Here is a 15,327-nt window from a genome sequence, read left to right as displayed (position 1 = left end):
GGGAGGCGGGGGGGCGCAGGCGGCGACGCTCGCAAGCAGCCCGACGACGATGATTTTACGCAACAATTTCATGACCTCACTCCCCTGCCGCACAAGAATGCGGCATCAACCCCGCGCGTGCAAGGCCGCTTCGGCCTGTTGCACCAGTGACGCGATAATATCCCCCACGGATTCCTCGGATGTTACCATACCCACCGATTGCCCTGCCATTAACGAGCCGTTTTCGACGTCGCCGTCGATCACCGCGCGGCGGAGCGCGCCGGCCCAATAATGTTCGATCTGCAGCTGCGCCTCGACCATGTCGATACCGCCGCCGTCGAGCAGGTTCGCGACCTCGCGCTGCTTGGCGGTGAATTCCTCGGTCCCGGCGTTCTTGAGCGCGCGCACCGGGATGACCGGCAGGCGCGGGTCGATCTGGACGCTGGCGACCGCATCGCGCGCCGAGGCGCGGATGAAGGCCTTTTTGAAAGCGGGATGCGCGATGCTTTCGGTCGCGCAGACGAAGCGCGTGCCGAGCTGGACCCCCGATCCCCCCATTTCGAGATAGCCGGCGATCGCCTCGCCGCGGCCGATGCCGCCGGCGACGAACACCGGGACTTCGTCGGCGAGGGTCGGCAGGATTTCCTGCGCGAGCACGCTGGTCGAGACGGGACCGATATGGCCGCCCGCCTCCATGCCCTCGATCACCAGCGCGTCGACCCCCGAGCGGATCAGCTTCTTGCCGAGCGCCAGCGTCGGCGCGAAGCAGATCACCTTGGCGCCCGACGCCTTGATCGCCTCGAGGCTGCCCTTGGGCGGCAGGCCGCCGGCGAGCACGACATGCCCGACGCCATGCTTCGCACAGACATCGATGAGGTCGAACAATTGCGGGTGCATCGTGATCAGGTTGACGCCGAAAGGCCGCGTCGCGAGCGCCTTGGTCGCGGCGATTTCGGTGTCGAGCAATTCGGGCGTCATCGCGCCGCACGCGATCACCCCGAAACCGCCCGCATTGCTGATCGCGCTGACCAGGTTCCGTTCCGAAACCCAGCTCATCGCACCGCATAAAATCGCGTAGTCGCTACCCAGAAGCGCGGTTCCCCGCGCCATCAGATCGTTAATTTTTGTCATCGCGCATGCCTTTGCCAGCCCAGCGACTCGCGCGCAATCCCTAGCGTCCGCGCATGCGTAAATGCTGCGGAACGGCAAAGGTCTCGCTTGGGCGCACGAACCGAACCTTTCGGCGCAGAAGGCAAATCAATCATTGTCAACTAAATCACTTGGCATATGCTTGTCGCCGAATCGAACCAGGGAAAGGGAAATGATGTCCGCTTCATCCGAACAGGCCAGTGGCCAGCGCGAGGCTGTGCCGCGCGCGGTGCAGACGGTGCTCGACGCGCTCGACAAGCTGCGTTTCGGCGCGATCCAGCTGACCGTCCACGAGGGCAAGCTGGTGCAGGTCGATATCACCGAGCGCCACCGCTACCCCAACTGATTTCAGGCTCCCAAGCCGGGGGATGCCTTCCCCCAAAGATGCCGCAGACCGGACCACCGGATGTGGCAATTTTCTTTGCAACAGGAAATTGCCATGACTGCCAAATATCCTTCCGTCCGCCGGCGCGTTCCGGCGAGTGCCGTCACCTTGTCGTTCCTTCTCGCCTTCGCGGCGCAGCCCGCCGCGGCCGCCGAAGAAGAAACCACCGCCACTGCCGAAGCTGCGGCCGCCGATAGCGCTGCGACGGCCGAGGGGGCCGCCCAGACCGACGACGATAATGTAAGCCGCGGCGACATCATCATCGTCACCGCGCGCCGCCGCCAGGAAACCGCGCAGGAGGTGCCGGTTGCGATCTCCGTCATCCGCGGCGACTCCATCGAAGCGACGGGCAATTTCAACGTCGTGAAATTGCAGCAACTCGCGCCGACGTTGCAGGTCTATACCTCGAACCCGCGCAACACCTCGGTCAATATCCGCGGCCTCGGCGTGCCCTTCGGGCTCACCAGCGACGGCTTCGAACAGGGCGTCGGCATCTATGTCGACGATGTCTATAATTCGCGCGTCGCCGCCGCGACCTTCGACTTTCTCGACGTCGACCAGGTCGAGGTGCTGCGCGGGCCGCAGGGCACGCTCTATGGCAAGAACACCACCGCGGGCGCGATCAACATCACGACCAACCAGCCGACCTTCGATTTCGAGGGCCGCGCCGAGGTGACCGTCGGAAACCTCAACTACCGCCAGGCGAAGGCCGCGGTGTCGGGGCCGCTGACCGACAAGATCGCCGCGCGCATCGCGATCGCCGCGACCAGCCGCCGCGGGACGCTGTTCAACACGCGCACCGACCGCTGGATCAACGAGCAGGACAATCTGGGCCTGCGCGGCCAGCTCCTGTTCGAGCCCAACGACGATCTGTCGATCACGTTGGCGGGCGATTACAGCCGCCAGAATCCGGAATGCTGCGGCACCGCCTTCGTCCGCGTCGGCACGACCCAGCGTGCGCTCAATCGCCAATATGACGCGATCATCGCGCGGCTGCAGGCCGCCAATCCGAACTATAATTACATCGTGCCGAGCCGGAACGTGTACGACCGGCTGACCGACATCGACGCGAGCCTCAGCGCGGGCAACAAGATCGGCGGCGCGTCGCTGCGCGTGAAGTGGGATGTCGGTCCCGGCACCTTCACTTCGATTACCGCGTGGCGCTTCTGGGACTGGCAGCCCGAGAACGACCGCGACTTCACCGGCGCCTCGGTGGTCTCGCGCTCGCAGAACCCGTCGCAGCAGGACCAGTACAGCCAGGAGTTCCGTTACAATTACGAAGGCGACAAAATCGACTTCGTCGTCGGGCTTTTCGGCTTCAAGCAGCGTATCGACACGCAGGGTACCGAGCAGCAGGGCATCGACGCCACGCGCTACAGCCTCGCGCCGTCGAACGACCCGACCAACGTGTACAACCGGCCCGAGGTGCTGAACGGGCTGACCGCGATCAATACCCAATATCTGAAGGCCGACAGCGCCGCGCTCTATGGGCAGGTCAGCTACAAGCTGACCCCCGAGCTGACGATCCAGCCGGGCATCCGCGTCAATTACGACAAGAAGGAAGGGTTCTACCAGCGCGTGGTGACCACCGGCGCGGGGCAGATGATCGCCAGCTGTGCGCCGTCGGCGACCGCGGGCAATGCGGTGCTCACGGCGCAATGCGGCGTCTATCAGCCGCAGCTGACCACGCCGTCGGTCAGCGACTGGAACTTCAGCTACGACCTGAACATCAACTACAAGGTCGCGCCTGATATCCTGGCCTATGCGACCTACGCCAAGAGCTTCAAGACCGTCGGGATCAACCAGAACGGCCTGCCGCTAGACACCAACAACCAGCCGGTGCTGAGCGCCAGCACGGTGAAGCCCGAGTCGGTCAATCATTATGAGATCGGGATCAAGACCCAGTTCCTGAACCGGCTCGCGACCTTCAACCTCACCGCCTTCCGCACCGAGATCAAGAATTTCCAGGCCACGGTGAACGGCGGGCAGTTCGGCACGGTGCGCGGCTATCTGGCCAATGCCGAGAAGGTCGTGTCGCAGGGCGTCGAGGCCGATTTCAAGATCCGCACCAGCGACCGTTTCACCGCTTATGCCAACGCGGCCTATACCGACGCCAAATACAAGAAGTTCACCAGCGCGCCGTGCCCGCCCGAATTGTCGGGCGGCAGTTTCCAGCCGGCGAATGCGGCGCCCGACTATTCGCAACCGGGCGTTCCGGGCGCGCTCAGCCCGCGCCAGTGCGACATTTCGGGCCAGCGCCTGCCGGGCGTTTCGAAATGGGCCTTCTCCTATGGCGCCGAGACCAATCTGCCGGTCGAGCTGTTTGCCAAGGACGGGCAGGTCTATCTGGGCGTCGACGGCAATTACCGCTCGCACTGGAATTCGAACGCGTCGCCGTCGATCTACACCGATGTGAAGGGCTATGCGCTGACCAACTTCCGCTTGGGCTTCCGCGGCGACGGCATCGACATATTCGGCTGGGTCCGCAATGCGTTCGACGTCAATTATATCGAACTGCTGCAGGTCGCGCCGGGCAATGTCGGCCTGATCGCGGGTACGCCGGGCGATCCCCGGACCTGGGGCGGGACGATCAAGGTCAGCTTCTGATCGCTGCCGCCTCGAGGCAAAAGAAAAGGGGCCGCTCCAGACGGAGCAGCCCCTTTCTCGTGCAGGCTGTTCGTCAGCGCTGCTGCTGGTTGTCGCGATCCTGGTCGGACCGCTGACCGCCCTGCTGGCGATCCTGGCCACCCTGCTGTTGCTGCTGCTGTTTGCGACGTTCTTCCTCGTCGCGCTGCTGCTGCTGGTTTGGGTTCTGGTTAGCCACTTTCTCTCTCCTACTGCCGCGCCGGGGGAGGGGCACGACCCTCGGTCAACCCGCCGCAAGCGCAGGGTGTTGCCTGCTGGCGGCCTGCTTTCGCCGGGGCGTGGCGTCGCCGCGACCAATGTCATTTCCTTGCGGCAACTCCTTCGCCGGTAATCGGTTCGTTCAATGACTGAGTTCAGCTTATTCGGTTATGGCGATGGAGGGGCGCGGCCTATCCTTTCCGTCCCAAGGCGAAAGGATGACCCCATCGACTCGCGGCCTGCCCCTGTCGACACGCCCGCTGTGGCCCTGCGCCGCCGCGGCGTCACGCGCCGGTCATCGCTCCACGCCACTATAATCCGCCAAAAAGCCCTAAGAGGAGAGACTGCATGAACGACCAGACCCCCATCGGCAGCGGTTGCCCGATAAACCATGACGGCGCCCGCGGCCTGCTCGGCCGCACCAACAAGGATTGGTGGCCCGAGATGCTGGCGACCGAGATCCTCAATCCCAACGGCGCGTCGAACCCGCTGGGCGATGATTTCGACTATGCAGCGGCGTTCAAGTCGCTCGATTATCAGGCGCTGAAGGACGACCTCACCGCGCTGATGACCGACAGCCAGCCCTGGTGGCCCGCCGACTATGGCCATTATGGCCCCTTCTTCATCCGCATGGCGTGGCACGCCGCGGGCACCTATCGCACCGCCGACGGCCGCGGCGGCGCCAACAGCGGCCAGCAGCGCTTCGCGCCGCTCGACAGCTGGCCCGACAACGGCAATCTCGACAAGGCGCGCCGCCTGCTGTGGCCGATCAAGCAGAAATATGGCAACAAGATCAGCTGGGCCGACCTGTTCATCCTGACCGGCAATGTCGCGATCGAGAGCATGGGTGGGCCGGTGTTCGGCTTCGGCGGCGGCCGCGCCGACGCGTTCGAGCCCGAGCGCGACATCTATTGGGGCTCGGAAGACAAGTGGGTCAACCAAGGCGTGCAGACGCGCATCGCCCCCGAACATGGCCTGCACGAACTGGAAGGCCCGCTCGCCGCGATCCAGATGGGCCTCATCTACGTCAACCCCGAAGGGCCGCAGGGCAATCCGCACGATGACGCGGGCATGGCGCGCGACATGAAGGAAACCTTTGCGCGCATGGCGATGAACCATGAGGAAACCGTCGCGCTGACCGCGGGCGGGCACACCTTCGGCAAGGCGCACGGCAATGGCGATGCGTCGTTGCTCGGCAATGCGCCGTCGGGCGGCGACCTCGTCGCACAGGGCTTCGGCTGGGTCAGCAGCCACGAAAGCGGCGGTATCGGCGAGCATACGGTGACCAGCGGCATCGAGGGCGCGTGGACCAACACGCCCAAGGAGTGGACCGAGAATTATTTCCGCCTGCTCTTCGACTATGAATATGAGCTGGTGAAGTCGCCCGCGGGCGCGAACCAGTGGCAGCCGATCAACCAGAAAGAGGAGGATATGGCGCCGGCGGCGTGGGATCCGAACATCAAAGTCCCGACGATGATGACCACCGCCGACATGGCGCTGAAGCGCGACCCCGAATTCCGCGCGATCAGCGAGCGCTTCCGCGCCGATCATGAAGCGTTCAAGGACGCCTTTGCCCGCGCCTGGTTCAAGCTGACCCACCGCGACATGGGCCCCAAGATCCGCTACCTCGGCCCCGAGGTTCCGGCCGAAGACCTGATCTGGCAGGATCCGGTCCCTGCGGGTTCGATGCCGTCGGATGCCGACGTCGCGGCGGTGAAGGCGGCGATCGCGGGCAGCGGGCTGACCGTCAGCCAGCTGATCAAGACCGCCTGGGCGTCGGCGAGCACCTATCGCAAGTCCGACTATCGCGGCGGCGCCAACGGTGCGCGCGTGCGCCTCGCGCCGCAGAAGGACTGGGAGGTCAACGAGCCCGACCAGCTCGCCAAGGTGCTCGGCACGCTCGATGGCTTGCGCGGCAGCCTGTCGATGGCGGACGTCATCGTGCTCGGCGGCGTCGTGGGCCTCGAAAAGGCGATCAAGGATGCGGGGTTCAGCGTCGCGGTGCCCTTCACCGGTGGCCGCGGCGATGCGACGGCGGAGCAGACCGACGCCGACAGCTTCGAGGTGATGGAGCCCGAAGCCGATGCCTTCCGCAACTATGTCGGCAAGAAGAAGCTGGCGGTGAAGATCGAGGAAATGATGCTCGACCGCGCCTCGCTGCTCGGCCTGTCGGTGCCCGAAATGACCGTGCTGATCGGCGGCCTTCGCGTCCTCGGCGCCAATCACGGCGAGCGCGGGCACGGGCATTTCACCAAGCGCTCGGGGCAACTGACGAACGACTTCTTCGTCAACCTCTACGACATGACCAATGTCTGGAAGACCGCGGGTGAGGGCGACGACGAATATGTCGCCACCGACCGCAAGGACGGCGGCGAGAAGTGGCGTGCGACGCGCGCCGACCTCATCTTCGGCTCGAACGCCGAACTCCGCGCCGTCGGCGAGGTCTATGCGCAGTCCGACAATGGCGAAAAGTTCGTGAAGGACTTCGTCAAGGCCTGGACCAAGGTGATGAACGCCGACCGTTTCGACCTCGCCTGATCGGGTAACCGACGGGTCGCAAGGACCCGCCCCCGGGGACATGGGCCCGGGGGCGGGTTTTTTGTGGGGCCTAAAGCGACAAAAGATACGCATATGCGCGTTCAGAATGTCTCCTTTGTCGCTTTAGCGATGCCCTCTTCGCGCAGCGCAGCGTGGACGACGGCCATGTCGGGGCCGCCGCTGACGTCGATAGATCCACCCTTCAGGACGCGTACGGTGGTGACCCCGTTGAGCGCGCGGTCCATTGCGATGCTGAACTGGTGCGTGCGGCCCATCGATATGGCACGGTCCCATGCGGCGGCGAAGCTGGCGGCATCGGCGCGTTCGCGGAGGCGATAGGCCGAGGCGCGGCCCATGCCGACGGCGCGCGCTGCCTTGCCGACCGAGCCCATGGCTTCGAGCGCGCGGATGAAATTGGCCTGGGTTTCGGATGTCCAGCCGTCGGCGCGGTGCCGCTGCGCGGAGACGGGCGTGAAGGCGAGGCAGGTGTCCGCGAGCTGCCGGGCGGGCGAGTCGGTATGTTCCATCTGCCAGTTTGGAACATAGCGGGATATTTTAGGAAAGAAGTTTTTTTCGTCAGCCGGCTGTGAGCAACAATAGGTCGCAACGGCAGCTCCCCACCCTAAGCCCCCGCTAATGCGCATCCTTCGGCGCCGGCCCGCCGATCGGCGGGGGCTTGCAGAAGGGCACCATCACCAGCGCCGCGAGGAACAGATAGGCCATCAGGCGGAAGACGTCGTCGAAGGCGAGCGTCAGCGCCTCGCGGCCGACGATGCGGCCGAGCGTGCCCTCGGCCATCTGCTGCGCGAGTGCGGGGTCGGACACGGTTCGGCCAATATGCTTCGCCAGCCCGGCTGCGGCTTCGTTCGCGGCCTCCGCCGAGCGCCCGAGCGCTTCCGAGAGGCGCAGCATATGGATGCGGAGATTGTCGCCGAGCCAGGTGTTGACGAGCGCGATGCCGATTGCGCCGCCCAAATTGCGCATCAGGTTGAACAGGCCCGAGGCGTAGCGCAGTTCGGGCCCCTCGAAATTGCCGAGCGCGAGGCCGACCGAGGGAACGATGCACAGCATGATCGCGAAGCTGCGCACGACCTGCGGCCAGAACAGCGCGGCGAAGCCCCATTCGGGGGTCATAAAGCTGAACATCCAGAGCCCAGTCGCGAAGAGCGTCAGCCCGAAAGTGATCACGATGCGCTGATCGACCTTTTGCGACAGCGCGGCGGCGATCGGCACGCCGAGCAATTGCGCGAGGCCCGAGACGAACACCGTCGTGCCGATTTCAGACGCATTATAGCCCTGCACGCGGCCGAGGTAGATCGGGACGAGATAGGTGCTCGCATAAAGGCCGAAGCCGATCACGAGGTTGAAGATGCAGGCGAAGACGAAGGTCGGCTTGCGGAAGGGGGAGAGCCGGACGATCGGCCCGTCCGAGCGGAACGAGCGTTCGAGGAAGAGGCCGAAGGCGACGAACGACACCCAGGCGCCGATCGCGATCTCGGGCTCGCTGAACCAGTCGTGCTTCGGTCCTTCCTCGAGCACGAACTCGAGCCCGGCGAGGAACACCGCCATCGAGGCGAGATGGACCCAGTCGATGCGGCGGAGCATCGGCAGGTTGGGCTTGTCGATCCGCACCAGCGCGAGGATCGCGAGCGTGACCATCGCGCCGGGCAGGACGTTGATGAAAAAGACCCAGCGCCAGCCCATCGCGTCGGTGATCCAGCCGCCGACCGTCGGGCCCAAGGTGGGCGCGAGCACCGACACCATGCCGAGGATCGCGGGGATCAGCGCGCGCTGCTTGCCCTCGAACAGCATATAGCCCGTCGCGAACACCGTCGGGATCATCGCGCCGCCGACGAAACCCTGCACCGCGCGGAACAGGATCATCGATTCGATACTCCACGCGAGCCCGCACAGCACGCTCGCGATGGTGAACAGCCCCGCCGACGTCGCGAACAGCCAGCGCGTCGACAGCGCTTGGGCCAAGAAGGCGGAAAAGGGGATCATCACCAGTTCGGCCATCAGATAGGCGGTCTGCACCCAGCTGATCTCGTCGGGCCCGGCGCTGAGCCCCGCCTGCACCTCGTTGAGCGAGGCGGCGACGATCTGGATGTCGATCAGCGCCATGAACTGGCCGAACGCCATCACCGCGAAGATCAGATATTTGCGCGCGTTGGTGAGGCTCGCGGGGTCGAAGGGCGCGTCGGGCATGGATGCCGTCCGGCCGGGGGAGAGGGGAATCGATGCCATCGGGCTTGTGTCCTGCAGTCTTTATATTATATGCATCATATAAAGGAGATCGCAAGTGCGCTATTCGAGCGAGCATAAGGCCGAGACCCGCGAGCGGGTGCTGAAGGAAGCCGCGAAGGAGATTCGCGCCAAGGGCCCCGACAATGTCGCGGTCGCGGGGATCATGGCGCGCGCGGGGCTGACCCACGGCGGTTTCTACGCCCATTTCAAGTCGAAGGAAGCGCTGGTCGGCGAGGCGATCGGGACGATGTTCGCCGATGCCCGCGCGCGATCGGCGAAGATCGACGCGGCGGGCGATCCCAGGGCGGTGCTGCGCGCCTATGTCGATTTCTATCTGTCGCCCGCGCATCGCGACAGCCGCGACCGGGGGTGCCCGCTGCCGACGCTATCGGGCGATTTCGCGCGCTCGGAGCCCGCGACGCGCGAGCGTTTCGGTACGGGCGTGGTCGGCATCGCCTCGCGGCTTGCGGTGCCGTTGGCGGAACTAGGTTATGCCGATGCTGCGGCGGAATCGCATGCCTTGCTTGCGCAACTCGTCGGCGGGGTCGCATTGGCGCGGGCGGTGGGCGATCCGGCGCTGTCGGACGCGATGCTGGCTGACACGCACGCGAGCATCGTCGCGCGCTACGGGCTGGAGGCGGCGCAATGACGCTCGCCAAGGTGCAGGGGCTGATTGCCTCGGGGGGGCGCCCGCCGATCGGCGAGACTTTGGGCTTCCAGCTGGTCGACGCCGGCGACGGCTGGGCGGCGTTTGAGGGCGTGCCGGGGCCGCAGCATTATAATCCGATGGGGATCGTCCACGGCGGCTATGCCGCGACTTTGCTCGACTCGGCGTGCGGCATCGCGGTCGTCACCAAGCTCGCCGACGATCAGGCGATGACGACGCTCGAGCTCAAGACCAGCTATCTGAAGGCGATGACCGGCGAGACCGGCAAGGTGCGCGCCGAGGGACGGGTGATCTCGATCGGGCGCCGCGTCGCTTATGTCGAGGCGAAGCTGGCCGACGAGGCGGGGCGGCTCTATGCCACCGCGACGTCGACGCTGCTGGTGATCCAGCAATGAACGCGCAGAGCGCGATTGCGACCGAGGCACCGGTGCGCCGCCGCTTCGCCTTGCCAAAGAAGGCGTGGAAGGTCGGGCTGATCGCCTTGCTGGTCGCGGCGGCCGGTGTGTGGTGGCTGACCGCGCCGCGCACCGCAGAGTCGACCGACAATGCCTATCTGAAGGCCGACTCCAGCAATGTCGCGCCCAAGGTCGGCGGGCTGGTCGCCGCGGTGCTGGTGCGTGACAATCAGGCGGTGAAGGCGGGCGATCCGCTCGTCCGCATCGACGCCGAGGATTATGACGCGCGGCTGCAGGCGGCCGAGGCGGCGGTCGCCGACGCCGATGCCGGGGTCGCGACCGCGCGGGCGGCGCTCGCCGCGCTGGGCGCCGACGAAAGGCTCGCCGCGGCACAGATCCGCGCGGTTGGGACCGAGATCGCCGCCGCCGACGCCGAATCGGTGCGCGCGGCGGCCGACCTCAAGCGCTACGACACGCTGCTGGTCGATGGCTTCGTGACGCGGCGCGACGCCGACCAGGTGCGCGCGACCGCGGTCGGCGCGGCGTCGGCGGCGCGGCGCTCGCGCGCCGACCTTGGCGCCAGTTACGAGCAGGCGGCGGTGACGCGCGCGCGGCGGCCGGTGCTGCTGGCCGAGGTGCAGGCGGCCGAGGCCGAAGCGCTGAAGGCGCGCGCGGCGCGGGCGCTGGCGAAGCAGGACCGCGGGCATACGGTCGTGCGGGCGCCGATCGCCGGGGTCGTCGGCAACCGGCAGGTGCAGGTTGGCGACTTTGTCCAGCCGGGCACGCGGCTGCTGTCGGTGGTGCCGGTGCGCGCCATCTATGTGGTCGCCAATTTCAAGGAAACGCAGACGCACGCGATGCGGCCGGGACAGAAGGCCGAAGTCTATGTCGATGCACTCGGCGAGACGCTGGCGGGCACGGTCGACAGCCTGGCGCCGGGGTCGGGGAGCGAGTTCACCCTGCTGCCTTTCGAGCCCGGATCGGGCAACTTCACCAAGATCGTCCAGCGCGTGGGTGTGCGCATCCGGCTCGATCCGGGGCAGGCGGCGCTCGCGCAGCTGCGGCCGGGCCTGTCGGTGACCGCGAAGGTGCGGCTGCGCGACTGAGGCTCGGTTCGCCGCGCGCGTACGGCGGCTCGTCCTGCGCAATGTTAACAATGTCAATTTCTGCTTGACCGGCTTGCATGCTGCGTGCAATGTTTACGACAGTAACATTGAGTCCCCGGAAAGGACGACCATGCGCACTCTGCTCTATGCCCTCGGCCCGATGCTCTTCGACTCGCTCGGGATCATCGTCTTCGCGATATTGCTGGCGGCCGGCGCGGGGATCGTTCCTGCGGTGATCGCGGGCACCGTCGTCGCGGTCGGGGTGGTCGGTTACGAACTGGCGCGCGGGCATCAGGTCGCGGCGCTGCAGTGGATTAGCCTCGCGTCGGTGCTGTTCACCGCCGCGGCGACGTTGCTGACCGGCGATCCACGCTTCGTGATGGCGAAGCCGACCGTCGTCTATCTGATCGTCGGGACGGTGATGCTGCGCAAGGGCTGGCTCAGCCGCTATATCCCGCCCGAGCAGATGGCGCTGGTCGGCGACGTCATGGATCGCTTCGGCATGATCTGGTCGGCGCTGATGTTCGCGAGTGCGGGGCTCAACCTGGTGATCGCGCTCTTCTTCACCCAATGGTGGCCGCTGTTCATCGGCGTATTCCCGCTGGCCTCGAAATTCGGGCTGTTTGCGATCCACATCGCGGTGGTGCATTTCATCGGCCAGGCGCGGCTGCGCCGCCAAGCAGCCGATATCGGCGCGGCGCCCGCTTCTTCGGTGGTCACGCCGTCCTGATCGCTGTGCTACGGGCTAGGGATGAAGTTCAAAGCCAAGATCGAGCTTAGAGGCATCAATCCTTATGTGCTGGTGAGCCCGGCGCGGGCGGGGCGGATCAAGGCCGGCTGGAAAAAGCCGATGCCCGTGCTGGTCCAGGTGAACGGCCAGCCCGACCCGGCGTGGCGCGTCAACATGATGCCGGCGGGCGACGGCAGCTTCTATCTCTATCTCGACGGCATCGTTCGCAAGGCGTCGGGCACCGACGTGGGCGACATGGTCGCGGTGTCGGTCGTCTTCGACGAGGCGTATCGAAGCGGGCCGCAGCACGACATGCTGCCTGAATTCGCGGCGCGCCTCGATCAGAGCCCGTCAGCGAAGGCGCGATGGGACGGGCTGACCCCCAGCCTGCAGAAAGAGATATTGCGCTATCTGGCCAATCTGAAATCGGACGCGGCACGGCAGCGCAATGTCGAGCGCGCCATCGCCGTGCTCGGCGGCGCGAAGGAACGGTTCCTGGCGCGCGACTGGAACTGAGCGCCCGCGGAACCTTCGGCTTATTCGGCGTCGAGCCCGTAGGCCGTATGCAGTACGCGCACCGCGAGTTCGGTCTCGTCCTCGTCGATCAGCACACTGACCTTGATCTCGCTGGTCGAGATCGCCTGGATGTTGATGCCGCGGTCGGCCAGCGCGCGGAACATCGTGCTCGCGACGCCCGCGTGGCTCTTCATGCCGACCCCGACGACGCTGATCTTGGCGACCTTGTCGTCGCTGATGATGCGGTTGAAGCCGATCTTGTCCTTCGCGCCCTCGAGCAGGTCGATCGAGCGAAGGAGGTCGGTGCCGGGGACGGTGAAGGTCACGTCGGTCTCGCCCTTTTCGCGGCCGACGTTCTGGATGATCATGTCGACGTTGATCCCGGCGGCGGCGAGCGGGCCGAAGATGTTCGCCACGGCGCCCGGCTTGTCAGGCACGCGCGTGACGATGATCTTCGCTTCATTCTTGTCGTGGGCGATGCCGGTGATCAGCTGCCGTTCCATCTGATGTTCCTCTATTTCCTCGTCGCTGACGATCATCGTGCCTTTTTTGGGCGCTTCGTCGCCCTCGACGAAGCTGGAGAGCACCTGCACGCGCACGCCCTCTTTCATCGCCAGCCCGACCGAGCGCGTCTGGAGCACTTTCGCGCCGACGCTCGCGAGTTCGAGCATTTCCTCATAGGTCACATAGTCGAGCTTGCGCGCGCGCGCGACGATGCGCGGGTCGGTGGTGTAGACGCCATCGACGTCGGTGTAGATGTCGCAGCGGTCGGCCTTGAGCGCCGCGGCGACGGCAACCGCGCTGGTGTCCGAGCCGCCGCGGCCGAGCGTCGAGACGCGGCCGTCGTCCATCATGCCCTGGAAGCCCGGGATCACCGCGACCTCGCCCTTCGCCATCGCGGCACCGAGCGCGCCGGTGTCGATGTCGGCGATTCGCGCGCGCGCGTGGGCTTCCTCGGTGCGGATCGGGAGCTGCCAGCCGAGCCAGCTGCGCGCCGGGGTGCCCATCGCCTGGAGCGTCAGCGCGAGCAGGCCCGAGGTCACCTGTTCGCCCGAGGCCACGACGACGTCATATTCGGCGGGGTCGTAGCGCGGGTTCGCCTCGCGGCAGAAATTGACGAGCCGGTCGGTCTCGCCCGCCATCGCCGAGACGACGACCGCGACCTGGTTGCCGTTGGCGACCTCGCGCGCGACGAGCTTCGCCACGGTGCGAATTCGTTCGGTGCCCGCCATCGACGTGCCCCCGAATTTCATCACGATCCGCGCCATCTCGCCCCGCTTTCAAGAAACTGGTTTCCGCCGCAACATTCGTACGTTTCTGCGGCGCTCGGCTGTTAGGGAAGGGGGGCGGGGAAGGCAAGGCCGGCTTCGTATGCGGCGGATAGAATTTCTTGCGCCGGTGATGCCGCAGTGCCACATCGCGGGGCATGAGTAGCGCCACGATCAACCCGAACGAAGCCGCGCATTTCGGCGCGCTCGCCGCCGACTGGTGGGACCCGCATGGTTCGTCGGCGATGCTGCACAAGCTGAACCCGGTGCGGCTCGCCTATATCCGCGGGCAGATCGACGCGCATTGGCACGGCGACACGCGCGAACGCCGCCCGCTGACCGGCAAAAGCGCGCTCGACGTCGGTTGCGGCGCGGGGCTGCTCGCCGAGCCGCTGGCGCGGATGGGCGCGGCGGTGACCGGGGTCGATGCGGCGCCCGAGAATATCGCGGCGGCCAAGGCGCATGCGGTGGGGCAAGGGCTAGCGATTGATTACTTCGCGGGCGAGCTGGCAGAGTTGCCGAAGGGGCAATTCGACCTCGTCACGTCGATGGAGGTGGTCGAGCATGTGAGCGACCCCGCGGCCTTCATCGCCGAGCTCGCGGCGCGGCTGGCGCCCGGCGGGCTGATGATTCTGTCGACGCCGAACCGCACCGCGCTCTCGAAGCTGCTGCTCGTCGAGGCGGCCGAGCGGATCGGCGCGGTGCCGCGGGGCACGCACGACTGGGACCAGTTTCTGAAGCCCGAGGAATTGACGGAGCTGATCGAGGATGCGGGACTCGAGGTTTTCGACCGCACCGGCCTGTCGCCGTCGGCCGCCAAGGGTTTCAAGCTCGGCGGCAGCGAGGCGCTCAACTATCTCGTCGCCGCGCGGTGGCCGGCGTGACCCGCGACCCGCGCGTCGATGCCTATATCGCGGCGCGACAGGCGTTCGCGCAGCCGATCCTGAAGCATCTGCGCGAGTTGGTGCACCAGCATGCGCCCGGCGCCGAAGAGACGCTGAAATGGGGCGTGCCGCATTTCGTGCTGAACGGGCAGAATCTGGCGGGCATGGGGGCGTTCAAGGGCCATGCGACCTTCGGCTTCTGGCGCGACGAGGAGGTCACGGGCTCGCCGCGCGATACCGGCGCGATGGGGAGCATGGGGCGGCTTGCGACGCTCGCCGACCTGCCGGGCGACAAGCAGATGGCGGCGTGGATCGCCAAGGCTGCGGCGCTGTGCGGCGAGGGCAAGCCGAACCGGCCGAAAGCCGAACCCAAGGCCGCGCTCGACCTGCCCGAGGATCTGGGCGCGGCGCTGGGCGCCAATGCCGCGGCGCAGGGGCATTGGGACGCTTTTTCGCCGGGCAAGCGGCGCGACAATATCGAATGGGTGCTCGAGGCGAAGCGCGAGGAAACGCGGGTCAAGCGCATCGAAACGATCGTCGCGCAGGTCGCCGAGGGCAAGGACCGGAACTGGAAATATAAGGGCTGTTGAGGCGTCGCAACTAACCTCGTCATCCCGGC

15 protein-coding genes are annotated in these 15,327 nt (G+C 66.3%); 10 read left to right on the top strand and 5 right to left on the bottom strand.

What is annotated here, in order from left to right:
- Positions 1–105: 105 nt before the first annotated feature.
- Entirely contained in the window at positions 106–1,110 is a 1,005-nt protein-coding gene (locus tag ATE62_RS08845) for an NAD(P)H-dependent flavin oxidoreductase (protein WP_058807453.1), read from the bottom strand.
- Positions 1,111–1,300: 190 nt separating this feature from the next.
- Here ATE62_RS08845 and ATE62_RS22850 point away from each other — a divergent pair, with 190 nt between their 5' ends.
- On the top strand, positions 1,301–1,474 hold the full coding sequence (locus tag ATE62_RS22850) for a YezD family protein (protein WP_231736213.1): 174 nt from the start codon (positions 1,301–1,303) through the stop codon (positions 1,472–1,474).
- A 93-nt stretch (positions 1,475–1,567) separates the two neighbouring features.
- Positions 1,568–4,120: a TonB-dependent receptor gene (locus ATE62_RS08840; RefSeq protein ID WP_058807454.1), complete on the top strand. Its 2,553-nt coding sequence runs from the start codon at positions 1,568–1,570 to the stop codon at positions 4,118–4,120.
- A 73-nt stretch (positions 4,121–4,193) separates the two neighbouring features.
- Here the strand turns inward: ATE62_RS08840 and ATE62_RS23250 are convergent, their stop codons facing one another.
- The gene (locus ATE62_RS23250; protein ID WP_156420483.1) at positions 4,194–4,337 is read right to left on the bottom strand and encodes a hypothetical protein; all 144 of its coding nucleotides are present in this window, start codon (positions 4,335–4,337) and stop codon (positions 4,194–4,196) included.
- 368 nt (positions 4,338–4,705) lie between these two features.
- Here ATE62_RS23250 and katG point away from each other — a divergent pair, with 368 nt between their 5' ends.
- On the top strand, positions 4,706–6,895 hold the full coding sequence (gene katG / locus ATE62_RS08835; protein WP_058807456.1) for a catalase/peroxidase HPI: 2,190 nt from the start codon (positions 4,706–4,708) through the stop codon (positions 6,893–6,895).
- A 101-nt stretch (positions 6,896–6,996) separates the two neighbouring features.
- On the opposite strand, the gene ATE62_RS08830 is transcribed toward katG, so the two are convergent.
- Together ATE62_RS08830 and ATE62_RS08825 are read right to left on the bottom strand one after the other, a co-directional pair.
- The gene (locus ATE62_RS08830; protein WP_058807457.1) at positions 6,997–7,422 is read right to left on the bottom strand and encodes a hypothetical protein; all 426 of its coding nucleotides are present in this window, start codon (positions 7,420–7,422) and stop codon (positions 6,997–6,999) included.
- 106 nt (positions 7,423–7,528) lie between these two features.
- The gene (locus ATE62_RS08825; protein ID WP_082662698.1) at positions 7,529–9,142 is read right to left on the bottom strand and encodes a DHA2 family efflux MFS transporter permease subunit; all 1,614 of its coding nucleotides are present in this window, start codon (positions 9,140–9,142) and stop codon (positions 7,529–7,531) included.
- Between the two features lie 55 nt (positions 9,143–9,197).
- On the opposite strand from ATE62_RS08825, the gene ATE62_RS08820 reads away from it, so the two are divergent.
- The 5 genes from ATE62_RS08820 (at position 9,198) to ATE62_RS08800 (ending at position 12,556) form a co-directional block, all read left to right on the top strand.
- Entirely contained in the window at positions 9,198–9,791 is a 594-nt protein-coding gene (locus tag ATE62_RS08820; protein ID WP_058807459.1) for a TetR/AcrR family transcriptional regulator, read from the top strand.
- Positions 9,788–10,204, top strand: a complete 417-nt coding sequence (locus ATE62_RS08815; protein ID WP_058807460.1) for a PaaI family thioesterase — start codon at positions 9,788–9,790, stop codon at positions 10,202–10,204. Before ATE62_RS08820 ends, ATE62_RS08815 begins: the two co-directional genes overlap by 4 nt.
- Positions 10,201–11,310 (top strand): HlyD family secretion protein, encoded by a 1,110-nt coding sequence (locus ATE62_RS08810; RefSeq protein WP_082662697.1) that lies wholly within the window; start codon positions 10,201–10,203, stop codon positions 11,308–11,310. Before ATE62_RS08815 ends, ATE62_RS08810 begins: the two co-directional genes overlap by 4 nt.
- A 130-nt stretch (positions 11,311–11,440) precedes the next feature.
- Positions 11,441–12,040, top strand: coding sequence for an inner membrane-spanning protein YciB (locus ATE62_RS08805; protein WP_058807461.1), 600 nt, complete (start codon positions 11,441–11,443; stop codon positions 12,038–12,040).
- A gap of 21 nt (positions 12,041–12,061) precedes the next feature.
- Positions 12,062–12,556: a YdeI/OmpD-associated family protein gene (locus ATE62_RS08800; RefSeq protein WP_058807462.1), complete on the top strand. Its 495-nt coding sequence runs from the start codon at positions 12,062–12,064 to the stop codon at positions 12,554–12,556.
- A gap of 20 nt (positions 12,557–12,576) precedes the next feature.
- On the opposite strand, the gene ATE62_RS08795 is transcribed toward ATE62_RS08800, so the two are convergent.
- Complete coding sequence (locus ATE62_RS08795) at positions 12,577–13,824, bottom strand: aspartate kinase (RefSeq protein WP_058807463.1); 1,248 nt, start codon at positions 13,822–13,824, stop codon at positions 12,577–12,579.
- A gap of 158 nt (positions 13,825–13,982) precedes the next feature.
- Here ATE62_RS08795 and ubiG point away from each other — a divergent pair, with 158 nt between their 5' ends.
- Entirely contained in the window at positions 13,983–14,708 is a 726-nt protein-coding gene (gene ubiG, locus ATE62_RS08790; protein WP_058807464.1) for a bifunctional 2-polyprenyl-6-hydroxyphenol methylase/3-demethylubiquinol 3-O-methyltransferase UbiG, read from the top strand.
- Complete coding sequence (locus ATE62_RS08785; protein ID WP_058807517.1) at positions 14,705–15,298, top strand: YdeI/OmpD-associated family protein; 594 nt, start codon at positions 14,705–14,707, stop codon at positions 15,296–15,298. The genes ubiG and ATE62_RS08785 overlap by 4 nt, the downstream gene beginning before the upstream one ends.
- The last annotated feature ends 29 nt before the right edge of the window (positions 15,299–15,327 follow it).

It is taken from the genome of Sphingopyxis sp. HIX (assembly GCF_001468285.1).
Classification (GTDB): domain Bacteria; phylum Pseudomonadota; class Alphaproteobacteria; order Sphingomonadales; family Sphingomonadaceae; genus Sphingopyxis.
Note: the sequence above shows the minus strand (reverse complement) of the source record. Positions and strands in the feature narration are given on the sequence as shown.